This window comes from Methylosinus sp. H3A (assembly GCF_015709455.1).
In the GTDB taxonomy this organism is placed as follows: Bacteria; Pseudomonadota; Alphaproteobacteria; order Rhizobiales; family Beijerinckiaceae; genus Methylosinus.
Map to the genome: position 1 here is coordinate 4,375,351 of NZ_JADNQW010000005.1, position 16,099 is coordinate 4,391,449.

Consider the following 16,099-nt stretch of genomic DNA (forward strand, 5'->3'; position numbering starts at 1 on the left):
TCGAAGGCGCTACTGAGCAAAGGCCGCTCGTCGGCCCCTCGACCTAAAGAAAGACGGCGTCGAAGTCGTCTGGCTCTCGCTCGCCGCCACGGCGCGCGTTACGCCTCTCGCCTTCATCGCGGCCGCGGTCGAATCGCGAAACCGTCGCTCACGCTCGATGAGTCCGAACACGCTCTGTCTCGCGCGCCGAACACCCGATCATTCATCGTCTTTTCGGGTTCGAACGGTGGCGCCGGACACCGGCCCATGCGGCGCGGGACTCGCGCCTTCGGCAAAATTTCGGGGACCGGCCGTATTCCCCCTCATCCGCGCTCAGCGTCGCTCACGACGATCAGCGTCTTGTCGCAGGCGACTATAGTCCACCCGGGCAGGCTCGCCAAGGGCGCGAACGTTCCGTCCCTCAGATAAATAGGGGGTGTAGCCAATATGTCACGACCTCGCATGTCACGAACTGCTGCGCCGCGCGGCGACGGCGCGCTCGCGTCCGCCGGCGTCCTTGCGAATTCCGGCGGGCTCGAGGCCATTCTCGGCCAATAGAGCGACGACGCTTCGCGCCTGCTTGTCGCCCGCCTCGAGCGCCGCTACGCCCATCGGCGCGAGCAGACGCGGCAACTCCGCAGCGATCTCGCGATAGCAGTCGAGTCCATCGGCGCCGCCGTCGAGCGCGAGCGGCGGATCATAGAGCCGCACTTCCGGCTCCAGCGCGTCCAATTCGCCGCTCGCGATATAAGGCGGATTGGAGACCACGAGATCGAAACGCGCAGCGAGCGCATCGGCCCAGCGCCCGCGCAGCACCGCCGCGCGCTCGGCGAAACCGGAGCGCGACAGATTGAGCGCGGCGGCGGCGCAAGCGTTGGCGCTGAGATCGACGCCGACCGCGCGCGCGTTCGGAAATTCGGCGAGCAGCGCGCAGAGAATCGCGCCCGAGCCGACGCCGAGATCGAGTATCGCGAGCGGCTCGAGCCGACGCTCGCGCATGAGCTCGAGCGTGAGCTCGACGACCGTCTCCGTGTCCGGCCGTGGATCGAGCACTCGGGGCGCGACGACGAGATCATGCGTCCAGAAGCCGCGCGCGCCGAGAATGCGCGTCACCGGCTCGCGCGCCGCGCGACGCTGCGCATAGTCGCGCAGTTTTTCCCGCGCGGCGCCCGTGAGCGCCGCCGTCGGCTCCAGCAGCAGCTCCGCCGCTGTGAATCCGCCGGCGGCGAGCAGCAGCGCTCGCGCGTCGCGACGCGCATCCTCGACGCCGGAGCGATCGAGAAAGGCCGCGACCTCGTCGAGCGCCGCGGCGCGCGTCACATGATCGAGCGCAAGCAGGGACAGAAGCGTCACCCTTTGGCGAGCAGCGCGGCGACGCGCCTGGCGAAAGCGGCCGCGTCGAGCGGCGCCTCGCCATCGGCGATGCGCGCCGTGTCGAACAGCAGCCAGAAGCCGTCTTCCGCGCTGGCGCGATCGGCCTTCGCTTTTTGCGCGAGAGCGAGCACCGCCTCGTGGCGCGGATTGATCTCGAGCACGGGCTTGCCGAAAACGCCCTTATTGCCGCTCTCCTGGAGCATGCGCGCGAGCTGGAGATCGAAGCCGTGATCGGCGGCGACGAGGCAGGCGGGGCTCTCCCGCAGGCGCGTCGAGACGCGCACATCGTCGATCTCTCCGGCGAGCGTCTCCTTCAACATGCCGGTGAGCAGCGCGACCTCCGCGCTCGCTTCGGCCGGCGGCGTGTCGGAAGAACCTTCCGGCGTCGGCACGGCGTCGATATCGGCGGCGCCCTGCGTCACCGATTTGAACGGCTTGCCGTCATAGCCGACGGCGCTCGTCACCCAGAAGGCGTCGACCGGCTCATCGAGCAGCAGCACGTCTATGCCCTTGGCGCGATAGCCTTCGAGCTGCGGGCTCGAGGCGAGCCGCTTCTTGTCGTCGCCGGTGATGTAATAAATGGCCGTCTGATTGGGCCGCAGATTTTCGACATAATCTTTGAGGCTGCGGCCGCCGTCCGGATGCTGCGACGTCGTGAAACGCGCAATGGCGAATATCTCGTCGCGGCGCACCGGATCCTCGTGCAGCCCCTCCTTGATGACGGCGCCGAAATTCTTCCATACGGCGGCGAATTTCTCCGAATCATTGGCGGAAAGATCGGCGAGCTCCTTGAGCACGCGCGTGCCGATCGCCTTGCGGATCGCGGCGAGGATCGGATTGTTCTGCACCATCTCGCGCGAGACATTGAGCGGCAGATCGGCGCTGTCGACGACGATACGCATGAAACGCAGCCAGGGCGGCAGAACGTCGGCCTCGCGCGAGATCAGCACGCGGCGCACATAGAGCTTGGAGCGGCTCTTGCGCTTGGGATCGAAGAGATCGTAAGGCCGCGAGCCGGGCACGAAGGCGAGCACCGTATATTCCGTGCGTCCCTCCGCGCGCCAATGAATTGTGAGCGCCGGCTCGTCGAACTGGCCGGATATCTGCTGATAGAAATCCTTATAGTCTTGCTCGCTCACCTCGGATTTGGACTTGGTCCACAGCGCCGAGCCGTCGGTGAGACGGCGCGGCTCCTTGCCCTGCTCCTCGACGAGATCGATCGGTATCGCGATCGCCCCCGAGTGCTCGCGCAAAATCTCCTCTATGCGATAGGGCTGCAGAAATTCATCCGATTCCGAATTGAGATGCAGCGTCACGCGCGTGCCGACCGCGGGCACCGAGTCGAGAGCGAGCGGCGCGATCTGGAACGAGCCCTTGCCTTCGGAGGTCCAGAGAAACGCTTCCGACGCGCCCGCGCGGCGCGTCGCCACCTCGATGTGATCGGCGACCATGAAGGCCGAATAAAAGCCGATGCCGAAACGTCCGATGAGCGAGCCGCCGACGCCCGCGTTTCCCTTGTCGGAGCCTCCCTGGCCCGCGTTACCCTGGTCGGCGCCGCCCTTCGCCTCGAGGTCGTCGAGAAAGGCGCGCGTGCCGGAGCTCGCTATGGTGCCGAGAGCGGCGACGAGATCGTCGCGCGACATGCCGACGCCATTGTCCGTGACGCTCAGCGTGCGGGCGTCCTTGTCGAGCGCTATGGTGACGAGCGGCGCGCCGGCCTGCGCCGCCAGCGCCTCGTTCGCCACCGATTCGAAGCGCAGCTTCTCGATCGCGTCCGCCGCATTGGACACGAGTTCGCGCAGAAAAATGTCGCGCTCGGAATAGACCGAATGAGTCATGAGCTCCAAGAGCCGCGCGACATCGGCCTGGAAGCCGTAATCGCTGCGCTCGGCAGCGTCGATCGTATTTGTTTCGGCGTGGTCGTTCACGGGCGTCGTCTCCGCTTTTTCTATCGGCTCCGCCGCGCGCGCCGCTCCCGCAATGGAAGCATGGCCGACGGCGCGCGGGCACTGGCCGGGATATAGAGATCGTCATTGATCGGCAATGGCGCCCGTCGAGCGGCCTCGAGCGGTGCGCGAGAGCTGATATCGGAGACCATCGGCAAAGTTGCAAGAGCGCCGGCCCACGTCACTGCCGGGACGCGTCGCGATGCGCAGCTTGCGCGCGGCGACTCGCACGCGACCTGCAAAAACAAGACGGGCCGCCCGAGCGTCGCCCGGCCGGCCCGTCCATCGCCACGAACTCACTCTGCTCGAGAAGCGCCCTTCCGGGGGGCTGGGGGGCTGACGAAATCCGGAAAAACCACTTCCCGCGCCTGTCGAGGCAATACGTTAGATATTGGTCGGCTCCTTTGGCGGACAAGGGGCTCGATATTGGCGAAAATGTGAAATTTGATCTTTGCGCGCCGGGCCGATCGTCGCCGGAATGTCATCTTTGTCTTGCCCTCGCGCGATCGGCGCGCGATCATGCCCGCGAAAGAGGAAAAGCGGTATGAGCGAGACGGAGACGACCGAACCCAGCAGGCGGCGCGGCCTGCTCGCCGTTGTGGCAGGCCGCGCGACGAACGACCCCGATCGGTCCAGGCCCGCGCCCGAGACCAGAACCGCCCCGCTCGTGTCCTTCGACCGGCGCGAACTGCGGCTGCTCTTCGATCTCTACGGCGCCAAGGTCGCGGCCGGCGAATGGCGCGACTACGCCATCGACTTCTCTCCCGCCAAGGCGGTGTTCTCCGTCTATCGCCGCGCCAGCGAGGCGCCGCTCTATCGCATCGAGAAAAACCCCGAGCTCGGCCGCCGTCAGGGCGCCTTCAGCGTCGTCGCCTCCGGCGGTCTCGTGATGCGTCGCGGCCAGGAGCTCGCGCGCGTCATCGCCGTACTGCAAAAAAAGCTCGAATTGGTGCGCGACTGAAAAAGAAAAGGCCCCGCCGCAGCGGGGCCTTCGTTTTCTCGCGTCGACCGAAGGATCGTCAGTCGTTGCGGTCGCCGAACAGATAGAGCAGCGACTGGAACATGTTGATGAAGTCGAGATAGAGCGACAGAGCGCCGAAAATGCTCTGCTTCGCCACCACCTCGTGACCATAGCCAGCGCTCTGATAATAGCCGTCCTTGATCGACTGCGTGTCCCAGGCGGTGAGGCCCGCGAAGATGAACACCGACAGGATCGACAGGCCGAACTGCAGCGCGCTGCTCTGGAAGAACAGATTGACGAGGCTCGCGAGCACGAGGCCCCACAGGCCCATCACGAGGAAGGAGCCGAAGGCCGAGAGATCGCGCTTCGTCATATAGCCATAGAGGCTGAGGCCGCCGAAGGCCGCCGCGGTGATGAAGAACACCTTGGCGATGGACGCGCCGGTGAAGACGATCATGATCGACGACATCGACAACCCCATCACCGCCGAGAAGGCGAGGAAGAGGTTGCGAGCCGTCGCCGCGGAGATGCGGTCGGCGCGAAAGCCCAGGAAGAACACGAAGGCCAGCGGCGCCAGCATCACCACCCATTTCAGCGGGCTCGTGTAGAGCATCTGGCCGAAGGGCGTGAGCGCGATCTGGCGGCCGCCTTCCTTGGCCACGGCGAGCATATGCGTGCCGAGCGCCACGAATCCGGTGACGCCGAGACCCAGGACCATGTAATTATAGACGCCGAGCATATAGGCGCGCAGGCCCTGGTCGATCTCTGCCGTGCCGGCTCTGGAGACCCCGCCCCGATAGCCGAAGCTCGTGTTGCGGTCGAAATTGGACATAGCATCCTCTCGAAAAAGGCCGCGCGGCCCGGTCTATCCGGCCAATCGGCGCGGTCCTCGACGCCGAATATGGCGTGCGAGCCGCAGAAAGACAAGAGTCCGCGGGGCGAATCCCGCAAAGACCGCGCCACGCCGAACAAAGCGCAAGCAAAGGCCGCAGTATTGCGTCGCCGACGCGCCCGAAACCTATCGGAAAAGACGGAAAAAAACGAAGCCCGCTCACGCTCTTGCCGCTCCGAGAGAATGCGCTAACATGCCGCATTGTCGCAGGCGGCGAGCGACCGGGTCGGCCGATCCGGCTCTCGCTTCGTCGTCGGAGCGAAGGCGCCCACGGAACGAGGCCCGCAACACATGCTCCATGGGGGAATCATCATGTCCGACAGCGGTCTTGTCCCGTTCTGGCGGTCGATCGATGGGGTTCTGCGTTCGGCGATCCGTTCCGCGCCGCCCATTCTCTTCGTCTTGCCGCTCATGCTTCTCGCCGCGGCCGCGCCCGCCTCGGCCCATGGCCGGCTGGGCTCGGCAGAGGGCCGATGCCGGCTGTTCATCGGCCCCGACATAATGAATTTCACCGGCTATCTTCCGGACTCTTCGAAAAACGAATTCTGCGAGGACATTCCGGCGACCGGCCACACCATCATCGCGCTCGACGCCGAGCAGGACGAGCTTCGCGACATGGCGGTGGAGATAAGAATCGTCAAGGATGTCGGCGGCGAGGAGCGGGAGAACGCCGACATAAATGCGGTGACCGTCGCCTATCGCGGCCCGCGCACCTATCCGACCGGCACGATAAATTTCGAGCACGACTTCCCGGATGCGGGCTATTTCGTCGGCATTGTGACGGTGACGGGCGAGCATGGCGAGCGCTGGGTGTCGCGCTTTCCCTTCTCCGTGGGCAAGAGCTTCATGCGCACCCTGCCCTATTATCTGCTGATGGGCACGGGCGTGATCGCCATGTTCTTCATCTATCTGCGGCATCGGCCGATACATTCGCTGAAGACGGCCGACGCCGAGCCCGCGGAGTAATCCACCGCGCGCTGTCCAAGTCTGTCAGTCCAAGTCTGTCAGTCGCCGGCGCCTTTGATCTTGTCGGCGAGCAGGGCGATGGTCTTGGAATAGACCTTCGCCTTGTTCCATTCGAGCAGCGCCGGGAAATTGGGCTCGCCCTCGTCCCAGCCGGCGCCCGGCTTCCAGCCGGAGCCTTGCAGAAAATTGGCCGTGGAGGCGAGCACATCGGCCGTATCGTGAACGAGATCGCGCTTGCCGTCGCCGTCGAAATCGACGGCGAATTTCAGATAGGACGAGGGCATGAACTGCGTCTGGCCGATCTCTCCGGCCCAGGCGCCGCGCATTTGCGCAGGGTCGAGATCGCCGCGTTGGACGATGCGCAGAGCGTCGAGCAATTCGGCGCGGAACCTGTCGGAGCGGCGGCAATCATAAGCGAGCGTCGCCAGAGCGCGAATCGTCGAGAAATTGCCGAGATAGGCGCCGAAATCCGTCTCCAGCCCCCAGATCGCGACGAGAACCGGCCCCGGCACGCCATATTTCTGCTCGATCCGCTTGAACAGCGCCGCATGTTTGAGCAACAGCGAGCGCCCCTTGCTCACGCGGAAGGAATTGGCCATGCGGGCGGAGAATTGCTCGAAGGTCTGGCGAAACACCTTCTGCCCGCGGTCATGCGAGATCACCGAACGGTCGTAGAACACGTCGGCGAGCGCCGAATCGATCGCCGGCTTGGCGACTCCCGCCGCCGCGGCCTCGCGCCGGAAACCCTCGAGCCAGGGCTCGAAGCCCTCGCCATTGCGTCCGCATTCGGCCGCCCGCCCGCTCGCCGGGGCGAGCCCCAGCACGAACGCCAGAGCCGCGACGCCGAGCGCCGTAATCATTCGATTCTTCTGAGACATCTCGCGCTTTCCCATCTCTCGGGCGAAGCCCGCCGCGGCTCTTTAGTCCATGAGAGCGCGGCCGCAGCATGGCGACGCTTTCGCAAATCTCAAAAATATCGGGTCGAACTTTCGGCGCAGACTAGCTCGCGCCGGTTAGCGGGCCGTTGCCGAAGCGCGGCGAAATTTCGTTCTCATATTGTTCTTGCCGTGGCGAGACGCCGCGTCTACTATGGCGACGTCCGCGTTGGAGCGCTTTCTTTCTGCTCGGAGTCGGAGCTTTCGCCATGGTGGTCAGGGTCTCGACGGTCGCCTTCGAGGGGATCGAAGCCAAGCCGGTCGACGTTCAGGTCCAGATCGCCAGCGGCAATGTGGTGTTCACCCTGGTCGGCCTTCCCGACAAGGCGGTCGCCGAATCGCGGGAGCGGGTGCGGGCGGCGCTCGTCGCCTCCGGCCTCGCGCTGCCGGCCAAGCGCATCACCGTCAATCTGGCGCCGGCCGACATGCCCAAGGAGGGCAGCCATTACGATCTGCCGATCGCGCTCGGCGTGATGGCGGCGATCGGCGCCATCCCTTCGGACGCGCTGGACGGCTATACGGTGCTCGGCGAATTGGGGCTCGACGGCGCGATCGCGCCGGTCGCCGGCGTGCTGCCCGCGGCCGTCGCCGCCAATATGCGGGGCCATGGGCTCGTCTGTCCGCGCCAATGCGGGCCGGAGGCCGCCTGGGCGTCCAACGAGATGGAGGTGATCGCGCCGCGCTCGCTGATCCAGCTCGTCAACCATCTGAAGGGAACGCAGGTTCTCGCGCGGCCGGAGCCAGCGGTGCGCGCCGCCGCGGCGGACCTCCCGGACCTCGCCGACATCAAGGGCCAGGAGAGCGCCAAACGGGCGCTGGAGATCGCCGCCGCCGGCGGCCACAATCTCTTGATGAACGGCCCGCCCGGCGCCGGCAAATCCATGCTGGCGGCGCGGCTTCCCTCCATTCTGCCGCCGCTGTCGCCGCGCGAGCTGCTCGAAGTCTCGATGATCCATTCCGTCGCCGGCGAGATCGCGGGCGGCGAGCTCACCGATCGGCGCCCCTATCGCGCGCCGCACCATTCCGCCTCTATGGCGGCGCTGGTCGGAGGCGGCGCCCATGCGCGTCCGGGCGAGATTTCGCTCGCCCACAATGGCGTTCTGTTCCTCGACGAATTGCCGGAATTCCAAGCGCAGGCGCTCGACGGTCTGCGCCAGCCGCTGGAGACCGGCGAGGTCGCCGTCTCGCGCGCCAATCACCGCGCTGTCTATCCCGCCCGCTTCCAGCTCGTCGCGGCGATGAACCCGTGCCGTTGCGGCTATGCGCTCGAACCGGGCTTCGCCTGCCGCCGCCAGCCCAATGAACGCTGCCTCGCGCAATATCAGGCGCGGCTCTCCGGCCCGCTGATCGACCGTTTCGATCTGCGGATCGAGGTTCCCGCCGTGTCGGCGGCCGATCTCGTTTTGCCGCCGCCGGCCGAGGGCTCGGCCGAGGTCGCGGCGCGCGTCGCCGCGGCCCGCGACCGCCAGCGCCGGCGCTATGAAAAGCTCGGTCTCGCCGGCTCCACCACCAATGCGAGCGCTCCGGCGAGCGCGATCGACAAGGCCGCCGCGCTCGACGCCTCCGGGACGGCGCTGATCCGCGACGCCGCCGAACGCCTCGGGCTCTCGGCGCGCGGCTTTCACCGCGCGCTGAAGCTCGCCCGCACCATCGCCGATCTCGACAATTCGGACGCGATCGCGCGCCGCCATCTCGCCGAAGCTCTCGCCTATCGAGGCGGCTCCGCCGGAGCGCGCGCCGCCGCCTGAGCTCACGCCCTGCCGATCAATTCATACTTTTCTCGCGATTGTCGTGAAATAACCGCCTTCATCGAATGGTTTTGGACGCTCCGTATGCCCCCTGTCCCCAATTGCGTCTTCGTCGCCTTCGCTTTCCTCGTCACGCTCGTCGCGGCCGGCTGGCTCTGGTTTCTGCGCGCGCGCCGGGCGCTGCGCCGCCGGGCCGTGGAGACCGAGCTCGAAGGATTGCGCGATGAAATCTGGGAGCTGCGCGCCGCCGCCGCCGCGCGCGACCGCGCCGAGGCGGCGAGCCAGGCCAAATCGCGCTTCCTCGCCACGGTGAGCCATGAGATCCGCACGCCGCTCAACGGCGTGCTCGGCCTCGCGCAATTGCTGGCGGCGACGCGGCTCGACGCCGAGCAGGCGAGCTATGTCGACGCGATCGCCGCCTCCGGCCGTTCGCTCGCCCAGCTCATCGACGATATTCTCGATTTCTCCAAGATCGAGGCGGGCAAGATCGAGCTCGAGGTCGAGCCTTTCGCTCTGACGCCGCTCGTCGAAGGCGTCGTGGAGCTGCTGGCGCCGCGCGCGCAGGCCAAGCATCTCGAGATCGCGAGCTATATCGCGCCGGACGCGCCGGAGACCGTCGCCGGAGACGCCGCGCGCGTGCGCCAGATTCTCGTCAATCTCGCCGGCAATGCGGTGAATTTCACCGCGAGCGGCGGCGTCGGCCTCAGCGTCGAGCGCGACGCCAAAGGCGCGCTCGTCTTTCGTGTCGCCGACACCGGGCCGGGGGTCGCGCCGGCGGCGCGCGAGATCATCTTCGAGGAATTCGAGCAGGGCGACGGCTCCTCGACGCGCCGGCACGGCGGCACCGGCCTCGGCCTCGCCATCTCGCGCCATCTCGCCGCGCTGATGGGCGGCCGGCTGGAGATCGAAGAGGGGTCGGGCTCGAGCTCGGGCGCCGTCTTCGCCTTCACTCTGCCGCGCGGGCCGCACGCCCTCTTCGACGACCGCGCGCGCGAGCGCAAGAAGCCGCTCGCCGGCTCCAGCGTGTTGATCGTCTCTCCGACGATCTTCGAAGGCCCCTTCATGGCCGAGATCCTGCGCGGCGCCGGGGCGCAGGCGGAGATCGCGCGCGACGAGGCGCGCGGCGCCGACCTCCTCGGCGCAGCGACGGAGGGGCAGTTCGATTGCGTCGTCGTCGACTGCGCCTTCGGCGAGGCGGCGACCGAGCGTCTCGCGGACGAAGCGCGGCGCGCCGGCGCCGGCCGCGTGTTCCTGATGTTTTCGCCCATGGAGCGGCGCGCCTTCGGCGAGGCGGCGCTGCGCCATTTCGACGGCTGGCTGGTGAAGCCGGTGCGCGCGGCCTCGCTCGTCGAGCGCCTGTCGACAGCCCCGCCGCCGACGCGCAACGAGACGGGATTCGTCGCGCCGGCGCCGACGCTCGCCGGACGGCGCGTGCTCGTCGCCGAGGACAATGACGTCAATGCGCTGATCGTCTGCCGTCATCTCGAGAAGCTCGGCGCGCTGGTCACGCGCGCCGAGGACGGCGCCCGCGCCGTCGAGCTCGCGCGAACCGCGATCGGCGGGCGCATGCGGCCTTTCGACGTCATTTTGATGGATGTGTTCATGCCCGAGCTCGACGGGCTCGAGGCGACCCGCCTGATTCGGGCTGAGGAGGCGCGCATGGGCGCGAGCCGGCGCCCGATCGTCGCGCTGACCGCCAGCGCGCTCGAGGAGGACGAGCGCGCCGCGCGCGGCGCCGGCGTCGACTTCCTGCTGACGAAGCCGGTCGAATTCGACGCTCTGTCGGAGGCGATCCTGGAGGCGATCGAAGGCTCCCGCCGCCGCGCGGCCGGGGCCCGCGAAGCGATCTGACCTTTTGCGATCCTGCGCCGCGCTTCGCCGCAGCCACAAAAAAGAAAAAATTTCGCCCTGCGCCCGCGTCACAATGGGCGCGCGGGGAGATTGCGAACGGTCACGCCCGAGTCGTGGAGAACAGAATGTCGAGACGAAAAAATTTGCTGCTCGCGGGACTGATGACGCCATCGCTGGCGCTCGGCCCGCAAGCCGCCGTCGTCGCGCCGGCCGCGGCCGGCGAAGGCCTCGTGCTGGCGCAGGCCGCGCCGCCGGGCGTCGATCCGAACCCGAATCACGACAGGCGCTCGCCGCTGCAGCGACCGGCTCCGGCTCCCGCTCCGGCTCCGGCCCCCGCTCCACGACTAGCGCCGCCGCCATCCGCTGCGCCCTTCCACCCCGCGCCCGCCCTGCATGCGCCTGCGCCACAGCCTAGCCCGCGCCCGGCGCCGCAACCCGCCCCATACCCCGGAGCCGGCGCCCCGCCGCCGCACCCCCAATTGCGCGCAGCGCCCCCGCACGAGGCTCCGGCACGCGCGCCCGTAGCGCCGGCGATCATCTATTCGCCGCAGCAGCCCGCGCCGATTCGGCAAGCTCCGCCGCCGCATCCGGCGCCGTCGCTCCGCCCGCCGGCCGCGCCGAGCAGCCCCGCTGCTCCCGCTCCCGCTGCAGGCTCGCTCGCTCCTCCGGCGCCGCGTGAAGGCCATGCGCCGCCCTTGCGTCCGGCCCCGCAGGCTCCGGTCGCTGCGCCGGCCGGCGGACCACAAACCGGCGCCGCCCCCGTCGTCGCGACGCCTCCTCGTTCGGAGGCCCCTCCCGCCGGCGGCGCCCAGAGCGGTCCTCGAGGCGACCATCCGGGAGCGCCCCCGCATCTCGGCGGCCCGCAACCGGCGCCCGCCGAAAGCGGCGAATCCGAGCCCCTGGCGCCGCATGGCCGACCGCCGGCGTCGCCTGCGCAAAGCGGTAATTTCCTCCCCGCGTCGCCCCCGCCCGGCGCGGCGCCGCGTCCCAACGGCCCGCCGCCCAGCGGCCCGGCCGGAGATCACAGCGGTCGCCTCCCGCCGCCCGTCGGCCCCGGCGCGCCGCCTGCCGGCGCCCCGCCCCAGGCGGCCGCCCCCTTTGGAGCGCCGCCGCCCGCTCCGCCTCACGCCGGCGGACCGCGCGTTTCGCCAGCCGCCGCGGCGGCCATCGGCGCGGCGGCCGGCCTCGTCGGCGGCTTCGTGCTGAGCCAGCCGGGCTCGCATCGCCTGGACGACGTCCACTCGCGCCGGCAGCAATTCGAGCGCGACGGCGTCTTCGTCGTGCAGGAGCCCGGCCGCACCATCGTGCGCGACGGCGACGGCGCCTTTATCCGCCACGACGAGAACGAACGCTTCCGCGAGCTCGGCGGCAATCTGCGCAGCGAAAAGCGCGGCGGCGAATATGTGAGCGTCTACGCCCGACGCGACGGCGGCGAAGTGCTGACCTTCACCGACGCCAATGGCGTGCTGCTGCGCCGGCTGCGCCGCTTCCCCGACGGCCGGGAGATCATTCTCATCGACAATGGCTTCCGCGGCCCGCCGCGCGGCTTCGCGGAGGAGGTCGTCGTGCTGCCGCCGCCGCCGATCGAGATCGCGCCCGACGCCTATGTCGTCGATTACGGCGCGGCCGACGAGCGTCTGCTCTATGAGACGCTGACGGCGCCGCCGCTCGCGCCCATGCCGCGCCGCTACACGCTGGACGAAATCCGCTACAGTTCGTCGCTGCGCGCCTATACGCGCAGCGTCGACATAGACACGATCAATTTCGACACCGGCTCCTGGGCGATCACGCCGGATCAGGCGCAGCGGCTCGTGCTCGTCGCCGAGGCGCTCAATGAGGCGATCAGGCGCAATCCGGCGGAAGTGTTCCTCATCGAGGGCCACACCGACGCGGTCGGCTCGGACATCGACAATCTGTCGCTCTCCGATCATCGCGCGCAGGCGGTGGCGACGATCTTGTCGCGCGACTTCGGCGTGCCGCCCGAAAATCTGACGACGCAGGGCTATGGCGAGCAACATCTCAAAGTGCAGACGCAAGGCCCCTCGCGCGAGAACCGCCGCGTGACCGTGCGTCGCATCACGCCGCTGCTGAACGGCCCGCAGGCCCAGACGCAGCGACGCTGAGCGAATGACGACGGCGCGCAGACTCTCGCGCGCCGTCGCTTCCGACGCGGGAGTCCGAGAGTCTCTCCGTGTTTCAATGAAACACGGAGAGACTCTCGGCTTTTGTTTTCGCGACGAGAGCCTGAAGGCTCGCGGTCCAGATCCCGCGTCGTCACAAAAGTTTCGCCCGCTCGTGATCTAACGATCCGAGGCGCTCGCGACAAAAGCGCGAGCGCGACAAGAGCGGAGACGATACGCGAAATGTGGGCGATCCACGCCGACGCCGGCCGCAAGATCATCGCCGGCGCCTTTCCTCTGCTGCAGCCGCAGAATTTCCTGAAGCCGAAAAAGAAGAAGCACGGCTCGCTCGAAGGCCCGCTCGCGCGGCTCGGCGCGCTCGAGGTGCGGCTCGCCTGCGGCAAGAAGGAAATCCGCAAGGCGCAGCGGCTGCGCTTCAAAGTCTTCTTCCGCAAGGGCGGCGCCACGCCGGACGCCAAAGCCGCGATCACGCGCCGCGACGCCGATCGCTTCGACAAATTCTGCGATCATCTCATCGTGATCGATCACGAGGCGCGCAATCGCTTCGGCAAGATCAAGCCCAAGGTGGTCGGCGCCTATCGCCTGCTGCGCGACGACGTCGCGGAGAAAAAGGGCGGATTCTATTCGGCCGGCGAATATGACATTGCGCCGCTGCTCGCGCGCCACAGCGGCATGCGCTTTCTCGAGCTCGGCCGCTCTTGCGTGCTCGAGCAATATCGCGGCAAGCGCACGATCGAGCTCTTGTGGCGCGGCATACTCGCCTATGTGCGCCATCATCGCATCGACGCGATGATCGGCTGCGCGAGCCTCGAGGGCGCCAATCCGCTCGCCCATGCGGCGGCGCTGAGCTTTCTCGCGCATCATGCGCGCGCGCAAGACGACTGGCGCGTGAGCGCGCGGCGCGAATTGCATGTGCCGATGGATATGCTCGCCGCGGAAGCCGTCGACACGCGCAAGGCGATGAGCGCGCTGCCGCCGCTGATCAAGGGCTATTTGCGCGCAGGCGCGAAATTCGGCGACGGCGCCGTCGTCGATCGCAAATTCAACACGACGGATGTTTTCGTCATCATGCGCGTCGCGGAGATCGACGCGCGCTATCTCGATTATTTCGGTCCGTCGGAAGCGCGCCACGCGGCGTGATATGGTTTCCGCATGACCGTCATTGCTTCGCTTCGCTCGCAATGACGGCCGGAAATTACGGCGCCCTTCCGTCGCAGTGACGCGCGATGCTCGCAGCGCTCAGCCGAAGGCGAAGCCGGAGATCGCCTTGCCGGCGATCGAATCGTGAAAGACACGGCGCCCGACATCCGCGCCGGCGGCGCCGGCGACCACCATCAGCGGCAGAAGATGCTCCTCGCGCGGATGGCAATCGCGCGCGAAAGGCGCTTGCCTCCAGCGCTCGAGCAGAGCATCGCGCTCTTTCGCCTCGGGCTTCGTCGCCGCCTCCGTCAGCCAGGCGTCGAAGCCGGCGGCGGCGGTCTCCTCGCCGTCGAAGAATGCGCGAATATTGTGGAAGCTGTTGCCGCTGCCGAGAATGAGCACGCCCTCCTCGCGTAGCGGCGCCAGCGCCGCGCCGACGCCGATGTGAAAGGCGGGATCGAGATCCTGCCGCAGCGACAGGGTGACGATCGGGATCGTCGCGCCGGGATCGACGATCAGCATGGGCACGAAGACCCCATGGTCGAATCCGCGGGTCGGATCGAGCGCGGCGTCGACGCCCGCCGCCGCGAGCAGGCCGCGCGCCCGCTCGGCGAGCTCCGGCGCGCCGGGCGCGGGATAGCTCAGGCGATAGGCATGCGCCGGGAAGCCGTAATAATCGAAGATCATCGCGGGCGCCGGCGCCGAGCCCAATGTGATCCGCGGCTCCTCCCAATGGGCCGAGACGACGAGGATGGCGCGCGGCCGCTCCGGCAGATCGTCGAGCAGGCCGCCGAGATAGGCCTTCAGCCCATCGAAAGCGCGGGCCATGGGGCCGTCGAGCCAGAAGGACGGGCCGCCGCCATGGGAGAGGAATATCGTCGGTTGCCGCATGCGAGGCTCGCCGCTGAGAGGGGCGATCCGCAGATAAGCCGAGGCGCGGGCGGCCGCAATGCGGCGCCCGTCTTTTCGCCGCCGCCCGCGCCTTTATATGAACGCCGCGAGGCCTCCGGAGGATAAGACGATGGATTCTCAGATCACCGGACTGAAAGTGTCGGCGGTCATTTTCGGGCTCATGGCGCTCGGCCAGGCGGGCCGGCTCGCGACGCAGCCGGACGTGCAGGTGAGCGGCATGGCTCTGCCGCTCTGGCCGAGCGCGGTGGCGCTCATCGTGCTGCTCGGCTTGAGCCTGTGGCTGTGGCGGCTGGCCAAGCCACGGTGACGGCGCCTTCGCGCGCGCCGACGCGCGCGGCCCACGGGCTTGCCAACCCCCTGTCTTACCGCTTATAAGCCGCGCTTCCGAACCGTCCGGCCAGTGATGGGCTGCCGTGGCGGTTCTTTTCGCTCGCGCGAATATGCGCCGGTTTCCCGGCGCGCAGAACAGGGCCCCGGCCCAGGAGAGCAAAATGCCCAAGCTGAAGACCAAATCGGGCGCCAAAAAGCGCTTCAAGATCACCGGCACCGGCAAGGTGGTCTATGCCCAGAAGGGCAAGCGCCACGGCATGATCAAGCGCACCAATAAGCAGATCCGAAATCTGCGCGGGACGTCCGTCCTGTTCAAGACGGACGGCGACAACATCAAGAAGTATTTTCTGCCCAACGGCTGAGCTTCTCGAGGCCCTGCCCCAAATTTCGGATTTCCTGAAAGGATCATGTCATGGCTCGCGTCAAACGCGGCGTCACCTCGCACGCCAAGCACAAGAAAACCCTGGATGCCGCCAAAGGCTTCTACGGCCGCCGCAAGAATACGATCCGCGCCGCCAAGGCCGCGGTCGATCGCTCGATGCAATATGCGACGCGCGACCGCAAGGCCAAGAAGCGCGTCTTCCGCGCCCTGTGGATCCAGCGCATCAACGCCGCCGTCCGCGAATTCGGCCTGACCTACAGCCGCTTCATCGACGGCCTCGCCAAGGCCGGCGTCACGGTGGACCGCAAAGTGCTCTCCGAGCTCTCCATCAGCCAGCCGGAGGCCTTCAAGGCCATCGTCGAAAAGGCCAAATCCGCCCTGCCGCAGACGGCCTGAGGCCGAGCAGGGTTTCGGTTTTTCGATAAAACCTGCTTTTAGAAGCGCCGGCGCGATGCAGCGGCCCACCCGCGCGGATCAACGCGGATGAAATGGTACGCCTGTCTGAACGCGCCGGCCCTCGACCGTTACGCCGAGCATTTGCG

14 protein-coding genes are annotated in these 16,099 nt (G+C 67.7%); 9 read left to right on the forward strand and 5 right to left on the reverse strand.

Going from position 1 to position 16,099, the window contains the following annotated elements:
• Positions 1-444 precede the first annotated feature (444 nt).
• Together prmC and htpG are read right to left on the reverse strand one after the other, a co-directional pair.
• Complete coding sequence (prmC, locus tag IY145_RS23250) at positions 445-1,332, reverse strand: peptide chain release factor N(5)-glutamine methyltransferase (protein ID WP_312030625.1); 888 nt, start codon at positions 1,330-1,332, stop codon at positions 445-447.
• On the reverse strand, positions 1,329-3,281 hold the full coding sequence (gene htpG / locus IY145_RS23255) for a molecular chaperone HtpG (protein WP_196410370.1): 1,953 nt from the start codon (positions 3,279-3,281) through the stop codon (positions 1,329-1,331). Before htpG ends, prmC begins: the two co-directional genes overlap by 4 nt.
• A gap of 562 nt (positions 3,282-3,843) precedes the next feature.
• On the opposite strand from htpG, the gene IY145_RS23260 reads away from it, so the two are divergent.
• Positions 3,844-4,260, forward strand: a complete 417-nt coding sequence (locus IY145_RS23260; protein WP_196410371.1) for a DUF2794 domain-containing protein — start codon at positions 3,844-3,846, stop codon at positions 4,258-4,260.
• 58 nt (positions 4,261-4,318) lie between these two features.
• On the opposite strand, the gene IY145_RS23265 is transcribed toward IY145_RS23260, so the two are convergent.
• Positions 4,319-5,092: a Bax inhibitor-1/YccA family protein gene (locus tag IY145_RS23265; protein ID WP_196410372.1), complete on the reverse strand. Its 774-nt coding sequence runs from the start codon at positions 5,090-5,092 to the stop codon at positions 4,319-4,321.
• Between the two features lie 372 nt (positions 5,093-5,464).
• Here IY145_RS23265 and IY145_RS23270 point away from each other — a divergent pair, with 372 nt between their 5' ends.
• Positions 5,465-6,118 carry a hypothetical protein gene (locus tag IY145_RS23270; protein WP_246722167.1) on the forward strand — a complete coding sequence of 218 codons (654 nt, stop codon included), beginning with the start codon at positions 5,465-5,467 and terminating at the stop codon, positions 6,116-6,118.
• A gap of 38 nt (positions 6,119-6,156) precedes the next feature.
• Here IY145_RS23270 and IY145_RS23275 read toward each other — a convergent pair whose 3' ends face one another.
• Entirely contained in the window at positions 6,157-6,996 is an 840-nt protein-coding gene (locus IY145_RS23275) for a lytic transglycosylase domain-containing protein (protein WP_246722168.1), read from the reverse strand.
• 266 nt (positions 6,997-7,262) lie between these two features.
• Here IY145_RS23275 and IY145_RS23280 point away from each other — a divergent pair, with 266 nt between their 5' ends.
• The 4 genes from IY145_RS23280 (at position 7,263) to IY145_RS23295 (ending at position 13,933) form a co-directional block, all read left to right on the forward strand.
• A complete protein-coding gene (locus IY145_RS23280) occupies positions 7,263-8,801 on the forward strand; it encodes a YifB family Mg chelatase-like AAA ATPase (protein WP_196410374.1) in 1,539 nt (512 codons plus the stop codon).
• An 84-nt stretch (positions 8,802-8,885) separates the two neighbouring features.
• On the forward strand, positions 8,886-10,652 hold the full coding sequence (locus IY145_RS23285; RefSeq protein ID WP_196410375.1) for an ATP-binding protein: 1,767 nt from the start codon (positions 8,886-8,888) through the stop codon (positions 10,650-10,652).
• Between the two features lie 125 nt (positions 10,653-10,777).
• Positions 10,778-12,775 (forward strand): OmpA family protein, encoded by a 1,998-nt coding sequence (locus IY145_RS23290; RefSeq protein ID WP_196410376.1) that lies wholly within the window; start codon positions 10,778-10,780, stop codon positions 12,773-12,775.
• A gap of 240 nt (positions 12,776-13,015) precedes the next feature.
• Positions 13,016-13,933 carry a GNAT family N-acetyltransferase gene (locus IY145_RS23295; RefSeq protein WP_196410377.1) on the forward strand — a complete coding sequence of 306 codons (918 nt, stop codon included), beginning with the start codon at positions 13,016-13,018 and terminating at the stop codon, positions 13,931-13,933.
• A gap of 99 nt (positions 13,934-14,032) precedes the next feature.
• Here the strand turns inward: IY145_RS23295 and IY145_RS23300 are convergent, their stop codons facing one another.
• A complete protein-coding gene (locus tag IY145_RS23300) occupies positions 14,033-14,824 on the reverse strand; it encodes a DODA-type extradiol aromatic ring-opening family dioxygenase (protein ID WP_196410378.1) in 792 nt (263 codons plus the stop codon).
• Positions 14,825-14,954: 130 nt separating this feature from the next.
• Here IY145_RS23300 and IY145_RS23305 point away from each other — a divergent pair, with 130 nt between their 5' ends.
• The 3 genes from IY145_RS23305 (at position 14,955) to rplT (ending at position 15,953) form a co-directional block, all read left to right on the forward strand.
• Positions 14,955-15,152, forward strand: a complete 198-nt coding sequence (locus IY145_RS23305; protein WP_196410700.1) for a hypothetical protein — start codon at positions 14,955-14,957, stop codon at positions 15,150-15,152.
• 184 nt (positions 15,153-15,336) lie between these two features.
• Positions 15,337-15,537, forward strand: coding sequence for a 50S ribosomal protein L35 (gene rpmI, locus IY145_RS23310; protein ID WP_003612034.1), 201 nt, complete (start codon positions 15,337-15,339; stop codon positions 15,535-15,537).
• Between the two features lie 50 nt (positions 15,538-15,587).
• Positions 15,588-15,953 (forward strand): 50S ribosomal protein L20, encoded by a 366-nt coding sequence (gene rplT / locus IY145_RS23315; RefSeq protein WP_196410379.1) that lies wholly within the window; start codon positions 15,588-15,590, stop codon positions 15,951-15,953.
• Positions 15,954-16,099 lie beyond the last annotated feature (146 nt).